This window comes from Streptococcus macedonicus ACA-DC 198 (assembly GCA_000283635.1).
Classification (GTDB): Bacteria; Bacillota; Bacilli; order Lactobacillales; family Streptococcaceae; genus Streptococcus; species Streptococcus macedonicus.
Genome location: HE613569.1, coordinates 166,630 through 184,090, shown reverse-complemented (window position 1 = coordinate 184,090; position 17,461 = coordinate 166,630). Strand labels below are relative to the sequence as shown.

The following is a 17,461-nucleotide window of genomic DNA, read 5'->3' as shown; positions in this document are numbered from 1 at the left end:
TTTGACTCCCAAACTTTTTCATCCCACTAAACTAAATTTTAGTTATCTGAAACCGCCTTGATGGCATTAGCCCATTTTGTGTTAAAGTCTTTCATAATATCATCAAATGATTCTTTTGAATTACCAATAGCAGCATCAATAATACGTTGTTTTTCCGTGTCAGTAGAACCAATACCTAATTCAGATTCATTATTAATGTCGCTAAAGAGTGATTCTTTACCTTCTGGAGCTGGATTTTCTTCAATCAATTCAACACCTGCATCTTGACTATCTTGAAGTGCTTTTAGATATTCGGCGCCTTTCACGGTTGGAATACCACCATTGTCAACAGCGTAGTCAGATTCATTAACCATCCAGTCGATGAATTTGCGGGCTGCTTTTTTGTGTTTACTGTTAATGTTAATACCGTAGTTGTAGTCACCACCGATTGGCATATATTGTTTGCCATCAGATGCAGTTACTGGGAATACTTCAAACGTAATGTTGTCCGCATTATCTTCATTGGCTTCTTGAACTTGTGGAACTGCCCAGCTTCCAAGTACCATAACAGCTACTTTACCATTTGCTAAGTCAACTTTTGATTGCTCCCAATCACTTGTTGTAGGGTCAGATTCAATCAAACCTTCTTTAGCAACTGTGTAAAGGGTATTGTAGATAGTATACATTGTATCCCCTTCATCAAATGGTGATGAATCAGTAGTCATTTCATTAGTGAAATCAGCGTCACCTGACACACCTGTACGTGTGAAGTCCCAGTTAGACAATGTCCAACCAGCAGCGTAGTTTGTGTAAAGTGGGACAATGCTACTATCATTTTCTTTTATTTTCTTAAGTGCAACCATGAAATCCTCTGTTGTCTTAGGGAGTTCTGTAATACCTGCATCTTCAAAGACTTTCTTATTAACAACCAAACCAGTAGCATTCATTTGGCTTGGAATACCGTATTGAACACCTTCATATGAACGGTCATTAAGTCCTAAGTATTTTTCTGATAATTCTTCTGTATCACCAAGTGGTTCAAAGAAGTTCTCATAATCTTTCGGGCTAATATCACCAGGAATCATTAAAACATCGCCATACTCTTTACTATTCATACGAGTTTTCATTTGACCAGCATAATCAGTGATAGTTTGTACTTCAACTTTAATATCAGGATATTTCTCGTTAAATTTTGCAATGTACTCATCCCATTTACCGTTAGTTTCCCAATCGGTCTTATGGTTGATGAATGTAATTGTTTCAACATCGCTATTACTGCTTCCGCTTGAACAACCAACTAATGTCACGGCTGCTAATGCAGTCATCCCAATTGTAAGCAAACCTTTTTTCATAGGTTCTTCCTCCTAATTTTAGCTTCTTTTTGTTTGCGCTTACATTATAACGCTTTATTTTTAGAAAGTATATATCTTTTATATAAAAATATGTATTTATTTCTATAACATCAATCTTTGAAAATAATTATACTGGTATTTTTATCTACGATGACCTTTCTTTTTAAGAATAAAGGCATATCCCTCTTTTATTGTGTTGGGTCACCCTAGCCAAAATAAAAAACGTTACCTATCACAAACTCAGAGCAATCCTAACTGGGTGATGAGAGACACAGCCAAAACAATTGTTTCGCAAATCTACCAAATCACCGACTGTCAAATCTAAGTTGCCCAGTTAAAAAAATTCTCTACTTTAGCGAGTGGTCGTGCTTTTTTCCATCGATTGTGTGGTAACTCTAACCTCTGTTGACAATAACAATGTAGCCTTTGAACTATAGTTGTTTTTTAGGTTAGGACGTCGTTAACTCGTCTTGATGAACTCCAGTTTTATCTGCAACTCGTTATCTAGCCCTATTCCTAAATCAAACCACTATAAATAAAAACGACTTATAAACTAAGTCGTTTTTAGGTTATTAATGCTAATGCTCACTTATCATACTTTTTATAAATAACAAAAATAGGATTAGCATAAGGCATTACCGTACAAGAGATCAAAGAAGGTGTTGAATACTGGGTAAAATTTTCAGCCAACTATCTTTTCTCTAGCCTTAGGCTCCATCCTCTCTCTTTATTAGCAATCATTATTTTTCATTTGCGTGACTAGCAATGATTTCTAACTCACCATCAAATTCCCATGACTTAACGTCATTAGGAAGGATAAAGTGGTCACCTTTTTTGATGTTATAAACACGGTTGTCAACTTTCATGCTACCTTGACCTGAAAGGACACTTACCAGCAAGTATGGCGCTGTTTGGGTAAAGTTAACAGCACCAGATACCAGCCATTTATAGACAGCAAAGAATTCATTTGAAACCAAAAGTGTTGAATTCAAATTGTCAACATCAACTGCCACAGGGGTACTGTTAGCTGGTTCACCAATGGTTAAAACATCAATTGATTGCTTGATATGTAAGTCACGAAGATTGCCTTGTGCATCACGGCGATCAAAATCGTAAACACGGTAAGTTGTATCGCTTGATTGTTGTGTTTCCAAAATCAAGATCCCTTTACCAATAGCGTGCATTGTGCCACTTGGTACGTAGAAGAAATCACCAGCTTTAACAGGGATTTTTGTTAACAAATCATCCCATTTCCCAGCTTCAATCAATTGACGAAGTTCTTCTTTTGATTTGGCATTGTGTCCGTAAATAATTTCAGAATCTTCATTCGCAGCAATAACATACCAGCACTCAGTTTTACCAAGTTCGCCTTCATGTTCAAGAGCGTAAGCATCATCTGGGTGAACTTGTACACTAAGCCAATCGTTGGCATCAAGAATTTTTGTCAATAATGGAAAGACTTCAGATTTTGGATTGCCAAAAAGTTCTTTGTGTTCACGATAAAGTTTATCTAGACCTTCACCTTTATAAGTACCATTATCTACGATTGAAACACCATTTGGGTGAGCTGAAATTGCCCAGTATTCACCAGTTGTTTCTGTTGGAATGTCATAACCAAATTCATCACGAAGTTTAGTTCCACCCCAGATTTTATCATGCATTTGTGACTTTAGAAATAATGGTTCTGCCATAACAATTTTCCTTTCCTTCAAGCAAAATATGCTTGTTCACCAAGAAGAAACCCAAAGCATTTTTGGGTTTCTTAGTTAAATGTTCTTAACATCCAATAATGAATAACCTCTAGTATCGAAACGATTTCTACTACGAGAATACTCGATTGGCCTCCCGTTCTCCAAATAAACAACTTGTTCGACTTGCAAAATGGGATCATCATCTTTACAGGCTAAATAATCTTTGTCATAATGATCTGGCTTTTCAGCCGTGATATGTCGGTAGGAACCTGCAAATTTGAGACCGAGCTGATGCCAAAGGTAATCATAAACAGATGTTAATAAGATCTCATCATCCAAACCAGGTACTAAATCACAGGGCATATGAGTATGTTCCAAAGCGTAAGGTTTACCGTCCAATAAACGAAGTCGGATAATTTTGTAAACAGGTGTCGCTGAATCAACTTGGAGCCTCTCTGCTATTTTAGCATCTGGAAATTCGACAGTAAAATCAATGATTTTACTTGTCAATTGCCGAGGGTCATCTTTCATATCATAGCTCAACCCATTGTAATTATTTAAACGGAATTTTGAGTCCCCTTTATCCCAAAACGAAGAATTTAAAACTTTTGTACCATTACCTTGCTTTGAGAGGACTAAACCTTCAATGATTAACATCTCAATAGCCTTTTTAATTGTCATACGACTTACCTTAAATTCTTCTGCTAAGTCCGATTGGGTCGGTAGCTTTGAATCAACTGGGTAGGTGCCGTCTGAAATCCTTGTTCGAATAATATCTGCAATCTCTTCATATTTTGACATAGATCGCTCCTACTCTACTTGTATAGACTATTTTTTAAAAACTATAGTTCTATTATAACGCAGAATCAGATTGTTTGTCTAGCATACGCAAGAATGGATACCAAATAAATCCGACAAGGAGACAGTCAATAATTTGGAGAATACCTCCGGTGAGTGAGTTTGTCGCAATCATACCACTAAAGAAGATTGGCACTGTCCAAGGTACTGACACGCCTGTTGGGGCAGGAACAAGACCAATTGACATAATGAAATAGTTAAGAGCCGTTATAATAATTGGAGAAATTACCCAAGGAATAAGAATCGTAGCATTCAACACGATTGGCAAACCAAAGATAACAGGTTCATTAACGTTGAAGATTCCGGCACATAATGCCAAACGACCGACATCACGATATTGTTTTTTCTTCATGATAAACGCCATGATGATAACAACTGCCAAAGTCATACCTGAACCACCTAGACCAACGATAAATGTTTCCCAAATACTACTTCCCAAACCAACAAGTGGAACTTGGATAACATTGTAGATAACGTCGTGAAGGTTTGTATTGAAACCAACTGTTACAATAGCATTGATAGATGTGAAGACTGACAATGTCAAAATAGCTGGGATAAGCGCTGCGAATGATTTAGCAACTGCAGGTGGAACACTATCTGGCATTTTAATTTGCCAACCTTTTTTTGCTTGCGCGGCTATAAATTTCTGCCGCAAGGAAAGCAACAATCATACCAAGGAATATTCCTTTGGCACCAAGACGATCAAGACTTAAAACACTTAACACCATTCTTCACCACTGTCGGTAGTTGTGAAGAATGGTGTTAAGATAAGGAAACTTGCATAGGTAATAACCAATACCAAAGGTTACAAACACTGTCATGATAGACATTGTGGCACTTTGACCACTACCCATAATGTCGTATAAAAGCGATTTCAAATCATTGCTTAAAAAAGGAAGGTTACAAATATCCACGACAATTGACCCAAACACAGTTAATGGAAACGCTAACATGAAAACGTCTCGTAATTTTTCGTCGACTCGTTGGTACAATGTGATCATTTCCACCGCAACTTCTTTCAAATTCATTGTAGTCATCAAATGATCTTGTGCGTGAACCATAATAATCTCGATTTTAACTTCGGTACCGCTTGATATTTCTGTAACAAATCAGTTTGAGCATGATGTGCTTCCAAAAGTTCTGCATCAGCAGCATCTAGTTTTTTTTTGCTTCGTCATATTTGCCTTCTTTCATTGCAGCAAATGCTTCGTGAACAGAAGTGCGGGCGTTACCACTGTGCAAGATAATTTCAAAAGCAGCAAGTTGCAATTCTTCTTCAGTCATCTCTAACAATACCTCATTAAATGTTTTCTACGATAAGATTAGCCATTTTCTCAACACCCATTGGGATTGGAACATAAGCTTGTGGTGGAACTTTAACAACTGAACGACCTTATTTTTCACCAGCAGCTGCAAATTGGTTATAGTACATACCAGCTTGTGGACTAACTAGATACAAATCGTAAGTTGCGTCAGTAATAACTTGTTCACCTTCGTTAGAGCTAATAGCTTCTACAGTGATGTCTTTACCTTGGTTTTTCAAAAAGTCTGTTGTTTTTTGGGCCATTAGTGATGATGACATTCCAGCTACACAGATAATCAATGCTTTTGACATAATCATTCTCCCTTTTAGAATAGAATATAAAATAGTTGTTTAAGATGTTTTACGCTCCTCAACATCTTTACTAAAAGTAAAACACAGACTTTTTAAAATATATATTATTTTATTTTTAAAAGTGTGAACTTTTTCAAAAAATTTAAACGCTTTCTAAATCATCTAAATTGCAAAGCTAAATTCTTGTTTATAACCATATATTGTGTTACAGTATTCTAAGCAATACCATATATAGTAGGGAATTTATTATGTCACAAGAGAAAAAATTAGCTCCGTTGAGCATTGTTTACATCAGTTTGAGCGGTAACACACAAAGCTTTGTAAAGCGCTTAACTGAGCACTTACTTAACCACTATACGTTGGATATAGAAGCAATTAATATCAAAGAACTTAATCATGAAACATTTCCAATTACAACACCTTTCGTTACTATTTTACCAACATATCTTGAAGGGGGAAATGGTATTGATTCAGGTGATGTTGAAATCTTGACGAATCCACTAGGTGATTTTATTGCTGCTCATGAAAACTACAAATATTGTTTTGGTATTATTGGTTCTGGCAATCGTAATTTCAATAAACAATATTGTCTGACAGCTAAGCAGTACGCCAAACGTTTTGGTTTTCCTATGTTGGGTGATTTTGAATTACGAGGAACAAGTGCTGATATTGAGCGCCTAGCAAAGATTATTGTGAAGCAACACCAAGGATTTGCCAATCCTAGTTAATACATACAGTCCTCTCTCAACTAAATTTAGCAGACATGGTATAATAACATAGATGATATCGTGTATTTTATCGTCGATATGACTACTAAATTTTAATTGGAGGACTCATGAAAACTACGGTTGATTATATTACAAAACTTGTAAATATCCCTTCACCTACTGGCTACACAAGTCACATTATGAATTATGTGATTGCTGAACTTGAAAGCTTTGGCTATGCGCCTGCTCGCACGAATAAAGGCGGTGTTATGGTCACAGTCACAGGTAAAGATGACAGCAAACACCGTGTGGTGACTGCTCATCTGGATACACTTGGTGCTATGGTTCGCGCTGTCAAATCTGATGGACGGCTCAAAATGGACCTTATCGGTAGCTTTGTTTACAACGCTATTGAGGGAGAAAATTGTACCGTTCACGTTTCTAAAAATGGCAAGAAAATCAGTGGTACAATCCTTATGCACCAAACATCTGTACATGTTTATAAAGATGCTGGTACAGCTGAGCGCAACCAAACTAATATGGAAGTTCGCCTTGATGAAATAGTGACAAATGAGAAAGAAACACGCGCTCTTGGTATCGAAGTTGGTGACTTTATCTCATTTGACTCGCGTGTTGTCGTTACCGAATCAGGTTTTATCAAATCACGTCACTTAGATGACAAAGTGTCAGCAGCCATCTTAATTGAATTGCTTAAAGAATATAAAGCGCAAAACATTACTTTGCCATATACGACACACTTCTACTTCTCAGCGTTTGAAGAACTTGGTCATGGAGCGAATTCGAGTATTCCGGTTGAAACTGTTGAATACCTTTCGGTCGATATGGGAGCAATGGGAGACGACCAACAAACAGATGAATACAGTGTGTCAATCTGTGTCAAAGACGGTTCAGGACCTTATCACTATGAATTGCGCCAACATCTTGTCAAATTAGCAAATGACAATAAGATTCCTTACAAATTGGACATTTATCCGTATTATGGTAGTGATGCTTCTGCTGCTCTTCGTGCAGGTGCTGAAGTCAAACATGCCCTTTTTGGAGCTGGTATCGAATCAAGTCACTCATACGAACGCACACACATTAACTCTGTCCAAGCAACTGAACGCCTCGTTGATGCTTACCTAAAAAGCCCAATTGTAGAATGATTGAATTTGAAAAATAAGAAGCTGAGACCAAATGTCCAGCTTCTTATTTCATTCCTTTATAATCCTCCTCATTCAAGACAATATCTCCTCGTCTGTAATGGTCAGTTACCAATCTCAAAGCTTCATTTTCACCTGAATGGCCTCATATATTTTTCTCCGCAATTAACTGTTTATTATTTTATGCTATTATCATGGAGTCATTATAACACATAACACCTAAAATCGCCCCTGAAATCAGGAGCGATTGTGTAAAAACAAACAAATAAATTAGGAGGTAGTATTATTAGTAATTAAGCTCAACGGCAAGACCGAAATGGTCACTGACGATTGGCGCTTCACCACCATCAAATGTGATGATTGATGATAGAATATCAATATCTTTACTTGTGAAAACATGGTCAACTTTGAGGGATTGTTTATTGCCCTCCCAGCCGTCAATGTCTTCAATAATCGTGTGGTCGCCTTGGACTTTCTTAGCCACTTTGTGGCTGTCTTGTAAGTCAAGTGGGCTGTTTAAAATCATATCATAGCCAGCAGTATCCGTTGGATTGTTAAAATCACCCATGAGTACCAATGGTTTGGGGTAATCAAGCAGTGCTGTCTCCAGCTTTTGCCATTCACCTTCAAAGCCTTTACCAAACCAAGACATGTGTAAGCTGACAACCGTAATTGGTTTCTGGTCAATTTCTGTCTCCGCAACGAGAACACGTCTTGTGTGAAAATCAGTTTCGTCATCAACATCAGATATCAGAATATCATTCACTTTGATAGGTGTTTTTGATAGGATAGCAACACCCTCATTGTACTTTTCATATCCAATATGATTATATGCCCAAGACCAATAATAATATCGTCCTTGACTTCTCAGATAATTCACGAGTTGTAAAGCGTAGTTATCACGATGCAAAGCTGGGCTACTTGGTAATTTTTCATAGCCATCAACTTCTTTGGCTAACAGTCCACGAATATCTTGGTTAATTTCTTGAAGGCAAATGACATCATAATTTTCACTATAAATCGTTTCTGCCAAGTCGAATAATTTCTTTAATGAATTTGCCTCCAACCAAGAATGCGTATTAAGTGTTAAAAATTTAGCCATATCTGTTCCCTTCAAGTCAAAGGAGACTCCATGATTCCTATCTCAGACTCCCTTTTATTTAGATTTAACCTAAACATCTCTTATTCATATGAGTAATATCAGCTTAAAGTTCTACTTTGGCAACAGGTGTGTTAGCAGAAACTTTTCCTGTTTGTGTTAAATTGACTGCTTTGATTTCTGCTGTATTTGTGAAGGCAACAATAATTGTTGTTTCACGACCTGCTGAACGAATAGCTGCTAAATCAGCTACCACCAAAAGCTCACCAGCTTGAACACGTTTACCTTCTGTAATCTTAACTGAGAATGGTACTCCGTTAAGGGCAACAGTATCTAAACCAATGTGAACAAGAACTTCAAGTCCATTGTCTGTTAATAGACCAAAGGCGTGTTTTGTTGGAAAGACGCTTGTTACAATACCTGAAACTGGTGCGTAAACATTGCCGTTTTCTGGTTCAACAGCGAAGCCATCACCCATCATTTTACCAGCAAAGACAGGGTCTTTAACTTCTGTGATAGGTTTTACATAACCATCTGCAACTGCATTGACAACTTCTGTCACACCTTTATAAGAAACTTTTGTAACATCATTTCCTTCAACTTCTGACAAGTTGACAGTTGGAATTTCTGCGCCAGAATCAAGAAGGTCTTGGATATCAGATTTCAAAATATCTGCTTTTGGTCCATAAACCGCTTGAACACCTGAGCCTTTGATAATAAGTCCCATAGCGCCAGCTTTTTTCCAAGTGTCCTCATCACCGACTTTAGCGACATCTTTGACTGTGACACGAAGTCGAGTCATACAAGCATCAACATCTTCGATGTTATCGCGTCCACCAAGGAGATTAATGATTTGAACGATCTGTGAGTCTGCAGAGACACTAGCACCGTCTGCTGATGCACTAGCTTGGTCATCATCCATATCGTCATAATTACCATTACGACCTGGAGTAGCAAAGTTGAATTTCTTAATCATGAAGTCTGCGATAAAGTACATCACAACCCCTGACAAGATAGAACAGATGACAAAGTTAATCAAATCACCACCAAGTCCAGCTTTGAGAGCCATAGGTGTACGTGTTAAGAGTTCAATATTACCAAATGAATGGAGACGAAGGTTAACTAAATCAGCTAAAGCAAATGTCACCCCTTGAAAGACTGCATAAACAAGGTAAAGTGGCATTGCAACGAACATAAACATGTATTCAATTGGTTCAGTAACACCTGTTAAGAATGTTGCTGCTGCTGTTGAGATGAACATAGCAGTGTATTTTTTCTTCTTGTCAGGGTCGACATTACGGTACATAGCAAGACTAAGTCCCATAAGTGTACCAGTTGCACCAATCATTTGCCCAACTTTAAAGCGAGCTGGTGTTACATTTGTTAAAAGATCATGGTATGCTGAAGCATTAGACCCTTTAAGATTGATAAGGTCTGTTACCCATGCTAACCAAAGTGGGTCTTGACCAAATACTTCTGTTCCTTTTTGAGCACCTGTCAAAATTTCATAAGTACCACCAAGTGATGTGTAGTTCATTGGGATAGTAATCATGTGGTGAAGTCCAAATGGAAGAAGCAAACGTTCCAAAGTACCATATAAGAATGGTGCTAAAAATGGTGCTGAATCTTGTGAAGATGCAATCCACATACCAAATCCGTTGATCCCTGATTGGATGATTGGCCAAACAAGTGACATGAACAAACCAACAAGAACTGAACGATAGATAACAACGAATGGTACGAAACGTTTACCATTAAAGAATGAAAGAACGTCTGGCAATTTGCGGTAGTTATAATATTTATTGTAAGCTGTTGCCCCAACAAAACCAGAGATAATACCGACAAACACACCCATATTAAGGGCAGGTTGACCGAGAACATTGACAAAGTAGTCAGCTACAAGCATTTTACCACCAAGCACATTGTGTACCGTACTTGTACCATCGGCAATCATATCAAGTGAAACACCATAAACGTGACCTGTGATAAGGTTGATGAGAATAAATGCGATACCTGCTGCAAACGCACCACCAGCACGCTCTTTTGCCCAACTACCACCAATTGCTAACGCGAAGAGGATATGAAGGTTATTGATAATTCCCCATCCGATTTGAGCAATAACGTTACCAACCGTAGCAAGAAGGGCTGAGTCTGCATTGATTAGCGAAATTGAGTTCCCAATACTAACCATTAACCCTGCTGCTGGCATAACAGCAATAACAACCATCAAGCATTTTCCGAATTTTTGCCAAAATTCGAAGCTGGTTAAATTTTTAAATGCCTTCTTCATGAAATACTCCTTAAACCATTTTCTAGGAAACCAATTGCTTTAATTTATGAAAAATAATGCCACTTCTATTTTCCAACTCCTTTAAAGTATTGGTTTGAGATTTGTTTTAAATTTACGCAAACGTTTGCGTTAATTTTGATGATTTTATTATAACACGTATTTTTAATTTGTAAAGCGTTTTCCGTAATTTTTTAAAAAAAAGACATCTAAACAAACACTTCCTTGCCAAAAAACCTTCAACGGAGGTTTTAGTTAGTAAAAGCTGTTAACCCAAATCTGGTGTTGATTCGCGTTCAATGATTTTATGTGGAATAACAACCGTTTGTTCAGTTAAATTTTTAGGGTCAGTTAATAATAATTTGGCAGCATTCTTCCCCAGCTCATATGGAAAAATATCCACGGAAGTCAAGGCAGGGCTCGCAATTTCTGTAATCAATGAATTGTTAAAATCAATCATAGTATAATGATTTTCAAGGTCACTATCCTTAAATAAACGTTGCAAACGAATCGCCATGATGTTCATCACAGGCAACAAAAGCCTCTGTTTTGGGATTTTCAGCAAGAAACGTCTGCAACTTCACCGCATTTTCCTCGTCGCTTAGGCGTGATAATTGCAATGTACTCCCTTTTTTACCGTATTCTTGCAAAGCTTCACAGTAACCTTGATAACGTTCGGTTTGCACTAATTCATCCATATCAGTATAGGCAAAAACAAGATGATTATAGCCTTTGGCTAACATGAATGTCGTTGCATTTTTACCAGCTTGGTCATTATTATTATCGACAAAACGCACCATTTTTTGCGGAGCATCTTCGTAAGAACGACCAACAACGACACAAGAAACCTTCTTTTCTTGTTTGACAAATTCAAAAACTGGATCTGCTTTTCTTGAATAAAGAAAAATAAGCTTAGTGATGTTGCCGCTACGAATTAAGGTTTGGATATTTTTTTGCAATTCGTCATCTGTTCGTCCTGTTGCCAAGCTGACCATGTAGTCATTCTCGCTACACACGCTTGAAATACCTTGAATAATTTGCATGAAAAATGGGTTATTTTCAAGTGAATCCTGACTTTCTCGCACAGGCAAAATAATCCCTATTGTATTGGTTGTGCGATTGACTAGATTTTGTGCCGAATAGTTTGGAGAGTAATCCAGTTCTTTCATCGCACGACGCACACGTCTTTTAGTCGCCTCGCTAATCATACTATTATCATGTAGAGCACGTGAAGCTGTCGAACTTGATACCCCCGCAACCCTTGCGACATCCTTAATTGTTACCATTATATTATCCTTATCTGTAATTTGTATATATCTAGAATAAAAACTTTTTAAAGCGCTGTCAACCCAAAACCTTCACAAGCACCAGTAAAAAATAAGTAAATAAAAAGAAAACACCTATAACAGTGTTTTCCATTATAAATTGTTAACAACCTAGGTTTCTAGCTACTTCATCAATTCCAAGGCATAGCTAATGCTCGCTAAAGCGTATAACGGTGCGGTTTCAGCGCGCATGATACGTGGTCCTAAGCCGATTTTCAAACCACCTTTTGATTCAAATGTTTCGATTTCTTCTGGCGAAATGCCGCCTTCTGGTCCAAAGATAAAGAGAATTTTCTCTCCCGCTTTCATTTGTGACAATTCACGCGCTAAAATAGCCGTCTCACCTTCCTTGCCTGATTCCTCATAAGCAATAAAAATCCTGTCAAATTGCTCAAGTTCTTCTAAAAAAGCTGCTTTTTTCTCAAAAAGAGTGACTTCTGGAATCACATTACGTTTGCTTTGTTTCGCAGCACCTAGTGTGATTTTTGCCAGCTTATCAGCTTTTTTGGCTAATTTTTTTCCATCCCATTTGACCACTGACCAATCCGCTGGAAATGCCCAGAGCTTTGCCATACCAAGTTCAGTCCCTTTTTGTGCTAGAAATTCCAATTTATCACCCTTAGGAAATCCTGCAGCAATCGTCACCTCAATAGGCAATTCAACATTGCTATCTAGTTCTTCAATGATTTCAAAACGGTGTTCAGCACTATCAATGACTTTTGCCAAACGCTTCACGTGGTCATCAAAGACAAGGACAACTTCATCGTTTTCTGTCAAACGCATAACGTTAAACATATGCTTAATCGTATCTTTATCCGTGATTATAACGACATCTTGAGCTTGTCCTGCTACAAAATACTGTTGCATTTATCCTCCAATTACACCTGAAATATCATCTGTTTTTTTGAAAACACAGGCATTCCATTCGCCCTGAACCATGTGTGTTTCAAGGAAGAAACCTGCGTCCTCAGCTGATTTACGAACCATATCCCATTTATTAGAAATAATGCCTGACATGATAAGGTAACCTTCATCTTTGACAAGACGATAAGCATCTTCTGTCATATTGACCAAAATGTCCGCAAGGATATTTGCCACGATAACGTCTGCTTGAATGCCAACACCTTGCAAAAGATTTCCAGTAGCCACGTGGATATTTTCAGTATTAGCATTCAAATCAATATTTTCTTGTGCCACGCGCACCGCTACTTCGTCAAGGTCATAAGCGTAAATGTCTTTTGCCCCAAGTAGTGAACTTGCAATCGAAAGCACACCTGAACCAGTACCGACATCAAGGACCGTTTCACCGCCACGAAGCACTTGCTCGAGCGCAAAAAGACTCATTTTTGTGGTTGGGTGAGTTCCTGTACCAAAAGCCATACCTGGGTCAAGACGAATCGTCTTTTCACCTTCACTAGCTTCATAATCTGTCCAACTTGGAACAATTGTCAAATCATGACTAATACGTGTTGGCTCATAATATTTCTTCCAATTTTCAGCCCAATCTTGCTCAGCCAATTCTTGTGTCTCATAGTGAACCTCACCAGCATCCACACCAAAATGTGTCAATTCAGCCAAACGTTTAGACGCTTCTTTTTCAACTTCTTCAATGTCAATGTGTTCAGGGTAGTAAGCCGTAATTTTCACAGTTTCTACTTGTTTGATTTCTGGGAAAACTTCACCGTATTTCCCGACGTGTCCAAGATAATCAGCACTATCATCGATAGCAACCCCTTGACTACCCAATTCAATCAAAATATTTGACGCAGCCTCTTCTGCATCACGTAAAACCTCAACAGTCAACTCTTGCCACTTGTCCATAATTAAGATACCAAGCCCGTAAAACACAAAGCCAAAATAGGAAAATCACCGACGGCGCTTGCGTCTAGGAGAATTTTATCTTTTTGGCACAGTGTTTCGGGAGGGTTCAGTTAAAACACTAACCGAACCTTTTTCCTTTCCATCTGTATTAAAAAGGTCATAAGTCCGTGTTCAAAGCTGAACGCTTATCCTTACACTCCTTTTCTATTTTTGTTTCGGGCGGGTTCAGTTAAAATACTAACCGAACCTTTTCCTTTCCATCTAATCTATTTCAGGCGGAGCTATTAACTCTCTTTATCCACAATAAAACACCTGAACATTTACATATTGTTATAAATTTTCTTCTCTCTCTTTCAAAGTACATCCATTTGAATCCTTCCAATCAGTACGACCGTTTGTAGGCATACCTAAAACAAAAGATGCTGCATAAGATGGACTATTGAAAAATCGATTTTTCTTGAGGATACCATCCTTGATAATTCCCTCTTTCAGTAACTCTTGTCGCAAGTTACGAATAGATTCTGGAATTCCTTTACCATCTGTAAGTTCAATCATACTGCCTTCAAGAACAACAAATCCCTCTGCTGTCTGTCGGCAAGTTGCAATAATTTCACGGTTTGATCGCTTAATCTTACGTTTAAGAGCAAGAACAGTTTCAGCCTCAATTGGCTCTTCATCAACAGAATTGTCACCGTTAATCATAGGAACAAATACTCGATAACCAAGGGTTCCAATTATTGTTTTTGTATTCTCAACAACCTCATCCAGTTCAGATTGCTTTTCTTCAGTTACATTGCCAGAATTTGGTTCGTTACCATTTCGAACAACAAAACGATTTGCTTCGTTTGCTAGCTGAGTAAATCTGTTTTCCAAATAACTGATTTCAGTCGGCCCGAAGGAATTATTTTGAGTTGTTAATACAATGACATCATTGAAATAATCAGCATGATTATCCCTAGTATGCTCTTGAACACGTAACAAAACACCTTCACCATTCTTTCGGCTCGTTGCTTGACCAATATAAACAGTATCCTGCTGATTAGCATCATCACGACCGAGTAAAAAATAAACACCACTTTGTTTCATCTCAGGTCTTGATTTTAAATCACCTAACTGAATTCTAGGAATTTTATAAATCACGCCTGTCCAGTTGGATAAAGTACACTTAATCTTACCAGTGACTTCACCATCCATCAGAAACATATTTATATTTTTACCTCTTTTTACCATCTTAATATCTCGGATATGCAAAGAATTCTGTTTCTTTTAACTCTGCTTTGCCTTTTTCAAAGCTCTCAGCATCCCATTCAAGAGCAAAGTCAGTTGCATTTTCATCTGCTAAGAAATCCATCAAATCATCAAGACCTTTAGTTGCAACGTCATTTAATGTTTCTGCAAAATAGGCTAAAAATTCACGCGAGAAGCCTTTTTTGGCGTCAAATGGAATAGTCACCAAATAATCATCTTCATCAACTTTTGATTTTGCTTGATTGTAAAAAAGCACATAATCTTCAAAAATGATGTCATCATTGCTGATTTCACCTTGGTCATCCACAGTTTCAACCGCAGATTGATTCTGCGCTTCCAAAATAAAAGTCACTTCCACCGCATGATTTTTCTTATTCCAATCAATGGCATAATCAAACGTGAAGTGCTTGTCCATTTCTTCTTCTAATACTGATAAAAAGCCAAATTTAGCCATTAAAAATTTCTTCCAATCTTCTTTTGTGTTACAATTATTTTATCATACTTAAGGGGAAATGACATGCAAATACGACCAATGGAGCTAGAAGATATTGAACAAGTGGTTATACTAGAAAACCAAACATGGGATACATTTAACACGCCAGCTCCGCTACCTATTGCAAATAAGGATAAAATCATCAAAGATTTTGAAAATGGAACACATTATCTTGTCGCTGAAGAAAATCAGGACATTTTAGGTGTTCTTGATTACCATACTTATTATCTTTTCCCTAGCGGTCATCACGTGGTAACTTTTGGCATTGCCGTTTCTGAAAAAACGCGCGGTCAAGGTATCGGACGCAAACTTATCCAAACTTTCTTCAATATGGCAAAAGCTGACGGCTACCAAAAAGTTCTCATTCATGTACTATCATCAAATGAAAAAGCCTGCACATTCTACGAAAAATTAGGCTTTAAACAAGAGGCTACTTTGAAAAATCAATTTTACTTAAACCATACTTACGTTGATGACCTCGTTTACAGTTATTATCTGGAGGATATTCATGCCAAATAATCTCGCTTTGCGAATGCGCCCTAAGAATATTGACCAAGTGATTGGGCAGAAGCATCTAGTCGGTGAAGGAAAAATCATTCGCCGTATGGTGGAGGCCAATATGTTGTCATCAATGATTCTCTACGGTCCTCCTGGTATCGGGAAGACCTCAATCGCTAGCGCTATCGCAGGAACAACCAAATACGCTTTTCGAACGTTCAACGCTACAACAGACAGCAAAAAGCGCCTGCAAGAAATTGCCGAGGAAGCTAAATTTTCTGGCGGTTTAGTCTTACTGCTTGACGAAATTCACCGCTTAGATAAAACCAAGCAAGATTTCTTGCTACCTTTACTTGAAAATGGCAATATTATCATGATTGGGGCAACAACTGAAAATCCTTTCTTTTCAGTGACGCCAGCCATTCGCTCAAGGGTACAAATTTTTGAATTAGAACCTTTGTCAACTGATGACATAAAGACAGCTTTGCAAACAGCTTTATCTGATAAAGAGCGCGGATTTGATTTTGATGTTGATATTGATGTCGATGCGCTTGATTTCATTGCAACGGCAACCAACGGCGACCTACGCTCAGCTTTTAATTCGCTTGATTTAGCGGTCATGTCAACCAAAGCAGATGATAACGGACTGCGCCACATTAGCCTTGACACCGTTGAAAATAGCTTGCAGCGCAGTTATATTACCATGGATAAAGACGGTGACGGTCACTATGATGTGCTGTCAGCTTTGCAAAAATCCATTCGCGGCTCTGATGTCAATGCTAGTCTGCACTACGCCGCTCGTCTGATTGAAGCTGGTGATTTGCCAAGCCTTGCTCGCAGGCTGACTGTGATTGCTTACGAGGATATTGGGCTTGCTAATCCTGACGCTCAAATTCATACGGTCATGGCCCTTGATGCTGCCCAAAGAATTGGTTTTCCTGAAGCACGTATCTTAATTGCCAACGTCGTAATTGACCTTGCCTTATCACCAAAATCAAATTCTGCCATTACAGCGATTGACAAGGCTATCAGCGACCTTCATCAAAATGGAAATCTGCCAATTCCACGTCATCTACGCGACGGACATTACGCTGGCAGCAAAGAATTGGGCAACGCACAAAGCTACAAATACCCTCATGATTATCCTGAAAAATGGGTTAAACAGCAGTATTTACCAGATAAGTTAGTCGGAAAAAATTATTTTGATGCTAACCAAACTGGGAAATACGAGCGTGCCCTCGGTGCTAACAAAGAGCAAATTGATGAACTATCTAAATAAGGGTAACATATCGACTTTCTCATTTTAATAGCTTTTGTTAATGTCT

Annotated in this window: 13 protein-coding genes and 4 pseudogenes; 4 read left to right on the top strand and 13 right to left on the bottom strand. The window is 38.0% G+C overall.

Going from position 1 to position 17,461, the window contains the following annotated elements:
* Positions 1-38: 38 nt before the first annotated feature.
* The 6 genes and pseudogenes from SMA_RS01120 to SMA_RS01095 all read right to left on the bottom strand — a co-directional run bounded on the left by SMA_RS01120 (position 39) and on the right by SMA_RS01095 (position 5,495).
* Positions 39-1,331: an ABC transporter substrate-binding protein gene (locus SMA_RS01120; RefSeq protein ID WP_014293841.1), complete on the bottom strand. Its 1,293-nt coding sequence runs from the start codon at positions 1,329-1,331 to the stop codon at positions 39-41.
* 740 nt (positions 1,332-2,071) lie between these two features.
* Positions 2,072-3,022 (bottom strand): mannose-6-phosphate isomerase, class I, encoded by a 951-nt coding sequence (manA, locus tag SMA_RS01115; RefSeq protein WP_014293840.1) that lies wholly within the window; start codon positions 3,020-3,022, stop codon positions 2,072-2,074.
* Between the two features lie 75 nt (positions 3,023-3,097).
* A complete protein-coding gene (locus tag SMA_RS01110; RefSeq protein ID WP_014293839.1) occupies positions 3,098-3,823 on the bottom strand; it encodes a GntR family transcriptional regulator in 726 nt (241 codons plus the stop codon).
* A 52-nt stretch (positions 3,824-3,875) separates the two neighbouring features.
* A pseudogene (locus tag SMA_RS11650) lies at positions 3,876-4,848 on the bottom strand (PTS sugar transporter subunit IIC); the annotation flags it as partial.
* 6 nt (positions 4,849-4,854) lie between these two features.
* Positions 4,855-5,164: pseudogene (locus SMA_RS11770) on the bottom strand (PTS cellobiose transporter subunit IIA); the annotation flags it as partial.
* 16 nt (positions 5,165-5,180) lie between these two features.
* Positions 5,181-5,495 (bottom strand): annotated as a pseudogene (locus tag SMA_RS01095) (PTS cellobiose transporter subunit IIB).
* Between the two features lie 248 nt (positions 5,496-5,743).
* Between SMA_RS01095 and nrdI the strand changes: the two are divergent.
* Both nrdI and SMA_RS01085 read left to right on the top strand, forming a co-directional pair.
* Positions 5,744-6,223, top strand: coding sequence for a class Ib ribonucleoside-diphosphate reductase assembly flavoprotein NrdI (nrdI, locus tag SMA_RS01090; protein ID WP_014293837.1), 480 nt, complete (start codon positions 5,744-5,746; stop codon positions 6,221-6,223).
* 107 nt (positions 6,224-6,330) lie between these two features.
* Positions 6,331-7,368, top strand: a complete 1,038-nt coding sequence (locus tag SMA_RS01085) for a M42 family metallopeptidase (RefSeq protein ID WP_014293836.1) — start codon at positions 6,331-6,333, stop codon at positions 7,366-7,368.
* 283 nt (positions 7,369-7,651) lie between these two features.
* Here SMA_RS01085 and SMA_RS01080 read toward each other — a convergent pair whose 3' ends face one another.
* The 7 genes and pseudogenes from SMA_RS01080 to SMA_RS01050 all read right to left on the bottom strand — a co-directional run bounded on the left by SMA_RS01080 (position 7,652) and on the right by SMA_RS01050 (position 15,599).
* Complete coding sequence (locus SMA_RS01080; protein WP_039670392.1) at positions 7,652-8,467, bottom strand: endonuclease/exonuclease/phosphatase family protein; 816 nt, start codon at positions 8,465-8,467, stop codon at positions 7,652-7,654.
* Between the two features lie 103 nt (positions 8,468-8,570).
* Positions 8,571-10,754, bottom strand: a complete 2,184-nt coding sequence (locus tag SMA_RS01075; RefSeq protein WP_014293834.1) for a PTS transporter subunit IIBC — start codon at positions 10,752-10,754, stop codon at positions 8,571-8,573.
* A gap of 265 nt (positions 10,755-11,019) precedes the next feature.
* Positions 11,020-12,037, bottom strand: a pseudogene (locus SMA_RS01070) (LacI family DNA-binding transcriptional regulator).
* Positions 12,038-12,199: 162 nt separating this feature from the next.
* Positions 12,200-12,943 (bottom strand): 16S rRNA (uracil(1498)-N(3))-methyltransferase, encoded by a 744-nt coding sequence (locus SMA_RS01065; RefSeq protein ID WP_014293833.1) that lies wholly within the window; start codon positions 12,941-12,943, stop codon positions 12,200-12,202.
* Positions 12,944-13,897 carry a 50S ribosomal protein L11 methyltransferase gene (prmA, locus tag SMA_RS01060; protein ID WP_014293832.1) on the bottom strand — a complete coding sequence of 318 codons (954 nt, stop codon included), beginning with the start codon at positions 13,895-13,897 and terminating at the stop codon, positions 12,944-12,946. It lies immediately after the preceding gene.
* Positions 13,898-14,227: 330 nt separating this feature from the next.
* Positions 14,228-15,127 (bottom strand): GIY-YIG nuclease family protein, encoded by a 900-nt coding sequence (locus tag SMA_RS01055; protein ID WP_014293831.1) that lies wholly within the window; start codon positions 15,125-15,127, stop codon positions 14,228-14,230.
* 1 nt (position 15,128) lies between these two features.
* Entirely contained in the window at positions 15,129-15,599 is a 471-nt protein-coding gene (locus SMA_RS01050; RefSeq protein ID WP_014293830.1) for a DUF3013 family protein, read from the bottom strand.
* A 63-nt stretch (positions 15,600-15,662) separates the two neighbouring features.
* Here SMA_RS01050 and SMA_RS01045 point away from each other — a divergent pair, with 63 nt between their 5' ends.
* Both SMA_RS01045 and SMA_RS01040 read left to right on the top strand, forming a co-directional pair.
* Complete coding sequence (locus SMA_RS01045) at positions 15,663-16,157, top strand: GNAT family N-acetyltransferase (RefSeq protein WP_014293829.1); 495 nt, start codon at positions 15,663-15,665, stop codon at positions 16,155-16,157.
* Positions 16,147-17,415, top strand: a complete 1,269-nt coding sequence (locus SMA_RS01040; RefSeq protein WP_014293828.1) for a replication-associated recombination protein A — start codon at positions 16,147-16,149, stop codon at positions 17,413-17,415. The genes SMA_RS01045 and SMA_RS01040 overlap by 11 nt, the downstream gene beginning before the upstream one ends.
* Positions 17,416-17,461: the final 46 nt, after the last annotated feature.

Coding starts and splice junctions, on each gene's coding strand:
- SMA_RS01120 (WP_014293841.1), bottom strand. CDS start 1,331: ATGAAAAAAGGTTTGCTTACAATTGGGATGACTGCATTAGCAGCCGTG.
- SMA_RS01065 (WP_014293833.1), bottom strand. CDS start 12,943: ATGCAACAGTATTTTGTAGCAGGACAAGCTCAAGATGTCGTTATAATC.
- SMA_RS01085 (WP_014293836.1), top strand. CDS start 6,331: ATGAAAACTACGGTTGATTATATTACAAAACTTGTAAATATCCCTTCA.
- manA (WP_014293840.1), bottom strand. CDS start 3,022: ATGGCAGAACCATTATTTCTAAAGTCACAAATGCATGATAAAATCTGG.
- SMA_RS01080 (WP_039670392.1), bottom strand. CDS start 8,467: ATGGCTAAATTTTTAACACTTAATACGCATTCTTGGTTGGAGGCAAAT.
- SMA_RS01050 (WP_014293830.1), bottom strand. CDS start 15,599: ATGGCTAAATTTGGCTTTTTATCAGTATTAGAAGAAGAAATGGACAAG.
- SMA_RS01075 (WP_014293834.1), bottom strand. CDS start 10,754: ATGAAGAAGGCATTTAAAAATTTAACCAGCTTCGAATTTTGGCAAAAA.
- prmA (WP_014293832.1), bottom strand. CDS start 13,897: ATGGACAAGTGGCAAGAGTTGACTGTTGAGGTTTTACGTGATGCAGAA.
- SMA_RS01040 (WP_014293828.1), top strand. CDS start 16,147: ATGCCAAATAATCTCGCTTTGCGAATGCGCCCTAAGAATATTGACCAA.
- SMA_RS01055 (WP_014293831.1), bottom strand. CDS start 15,127: ATGGTAAAAAGAGGTAAAAATATAAATATGTTTCTGATGGATGGTGAA.
- SMA_RS01045 (WP_014293829.1), top strand. CDS start 15,663: ATGCAAATACGACCAATGGAGCTAGAAGATATTGAACAAGTGGTTATA.
- SMA_RS01110 (WP_014293839.1), bottom strand. CDS start 3,823: ATGTCAAAATATGAAGAGATTGCAGATATTATTCGAACAAGGATTTCA.
- nrdI (WP_014293837.1), top strand. CDS start 5,744: ATGTCACAAGAGAAAAAATTAGCTCCGTTGAGCATTGTTTACATCAGT.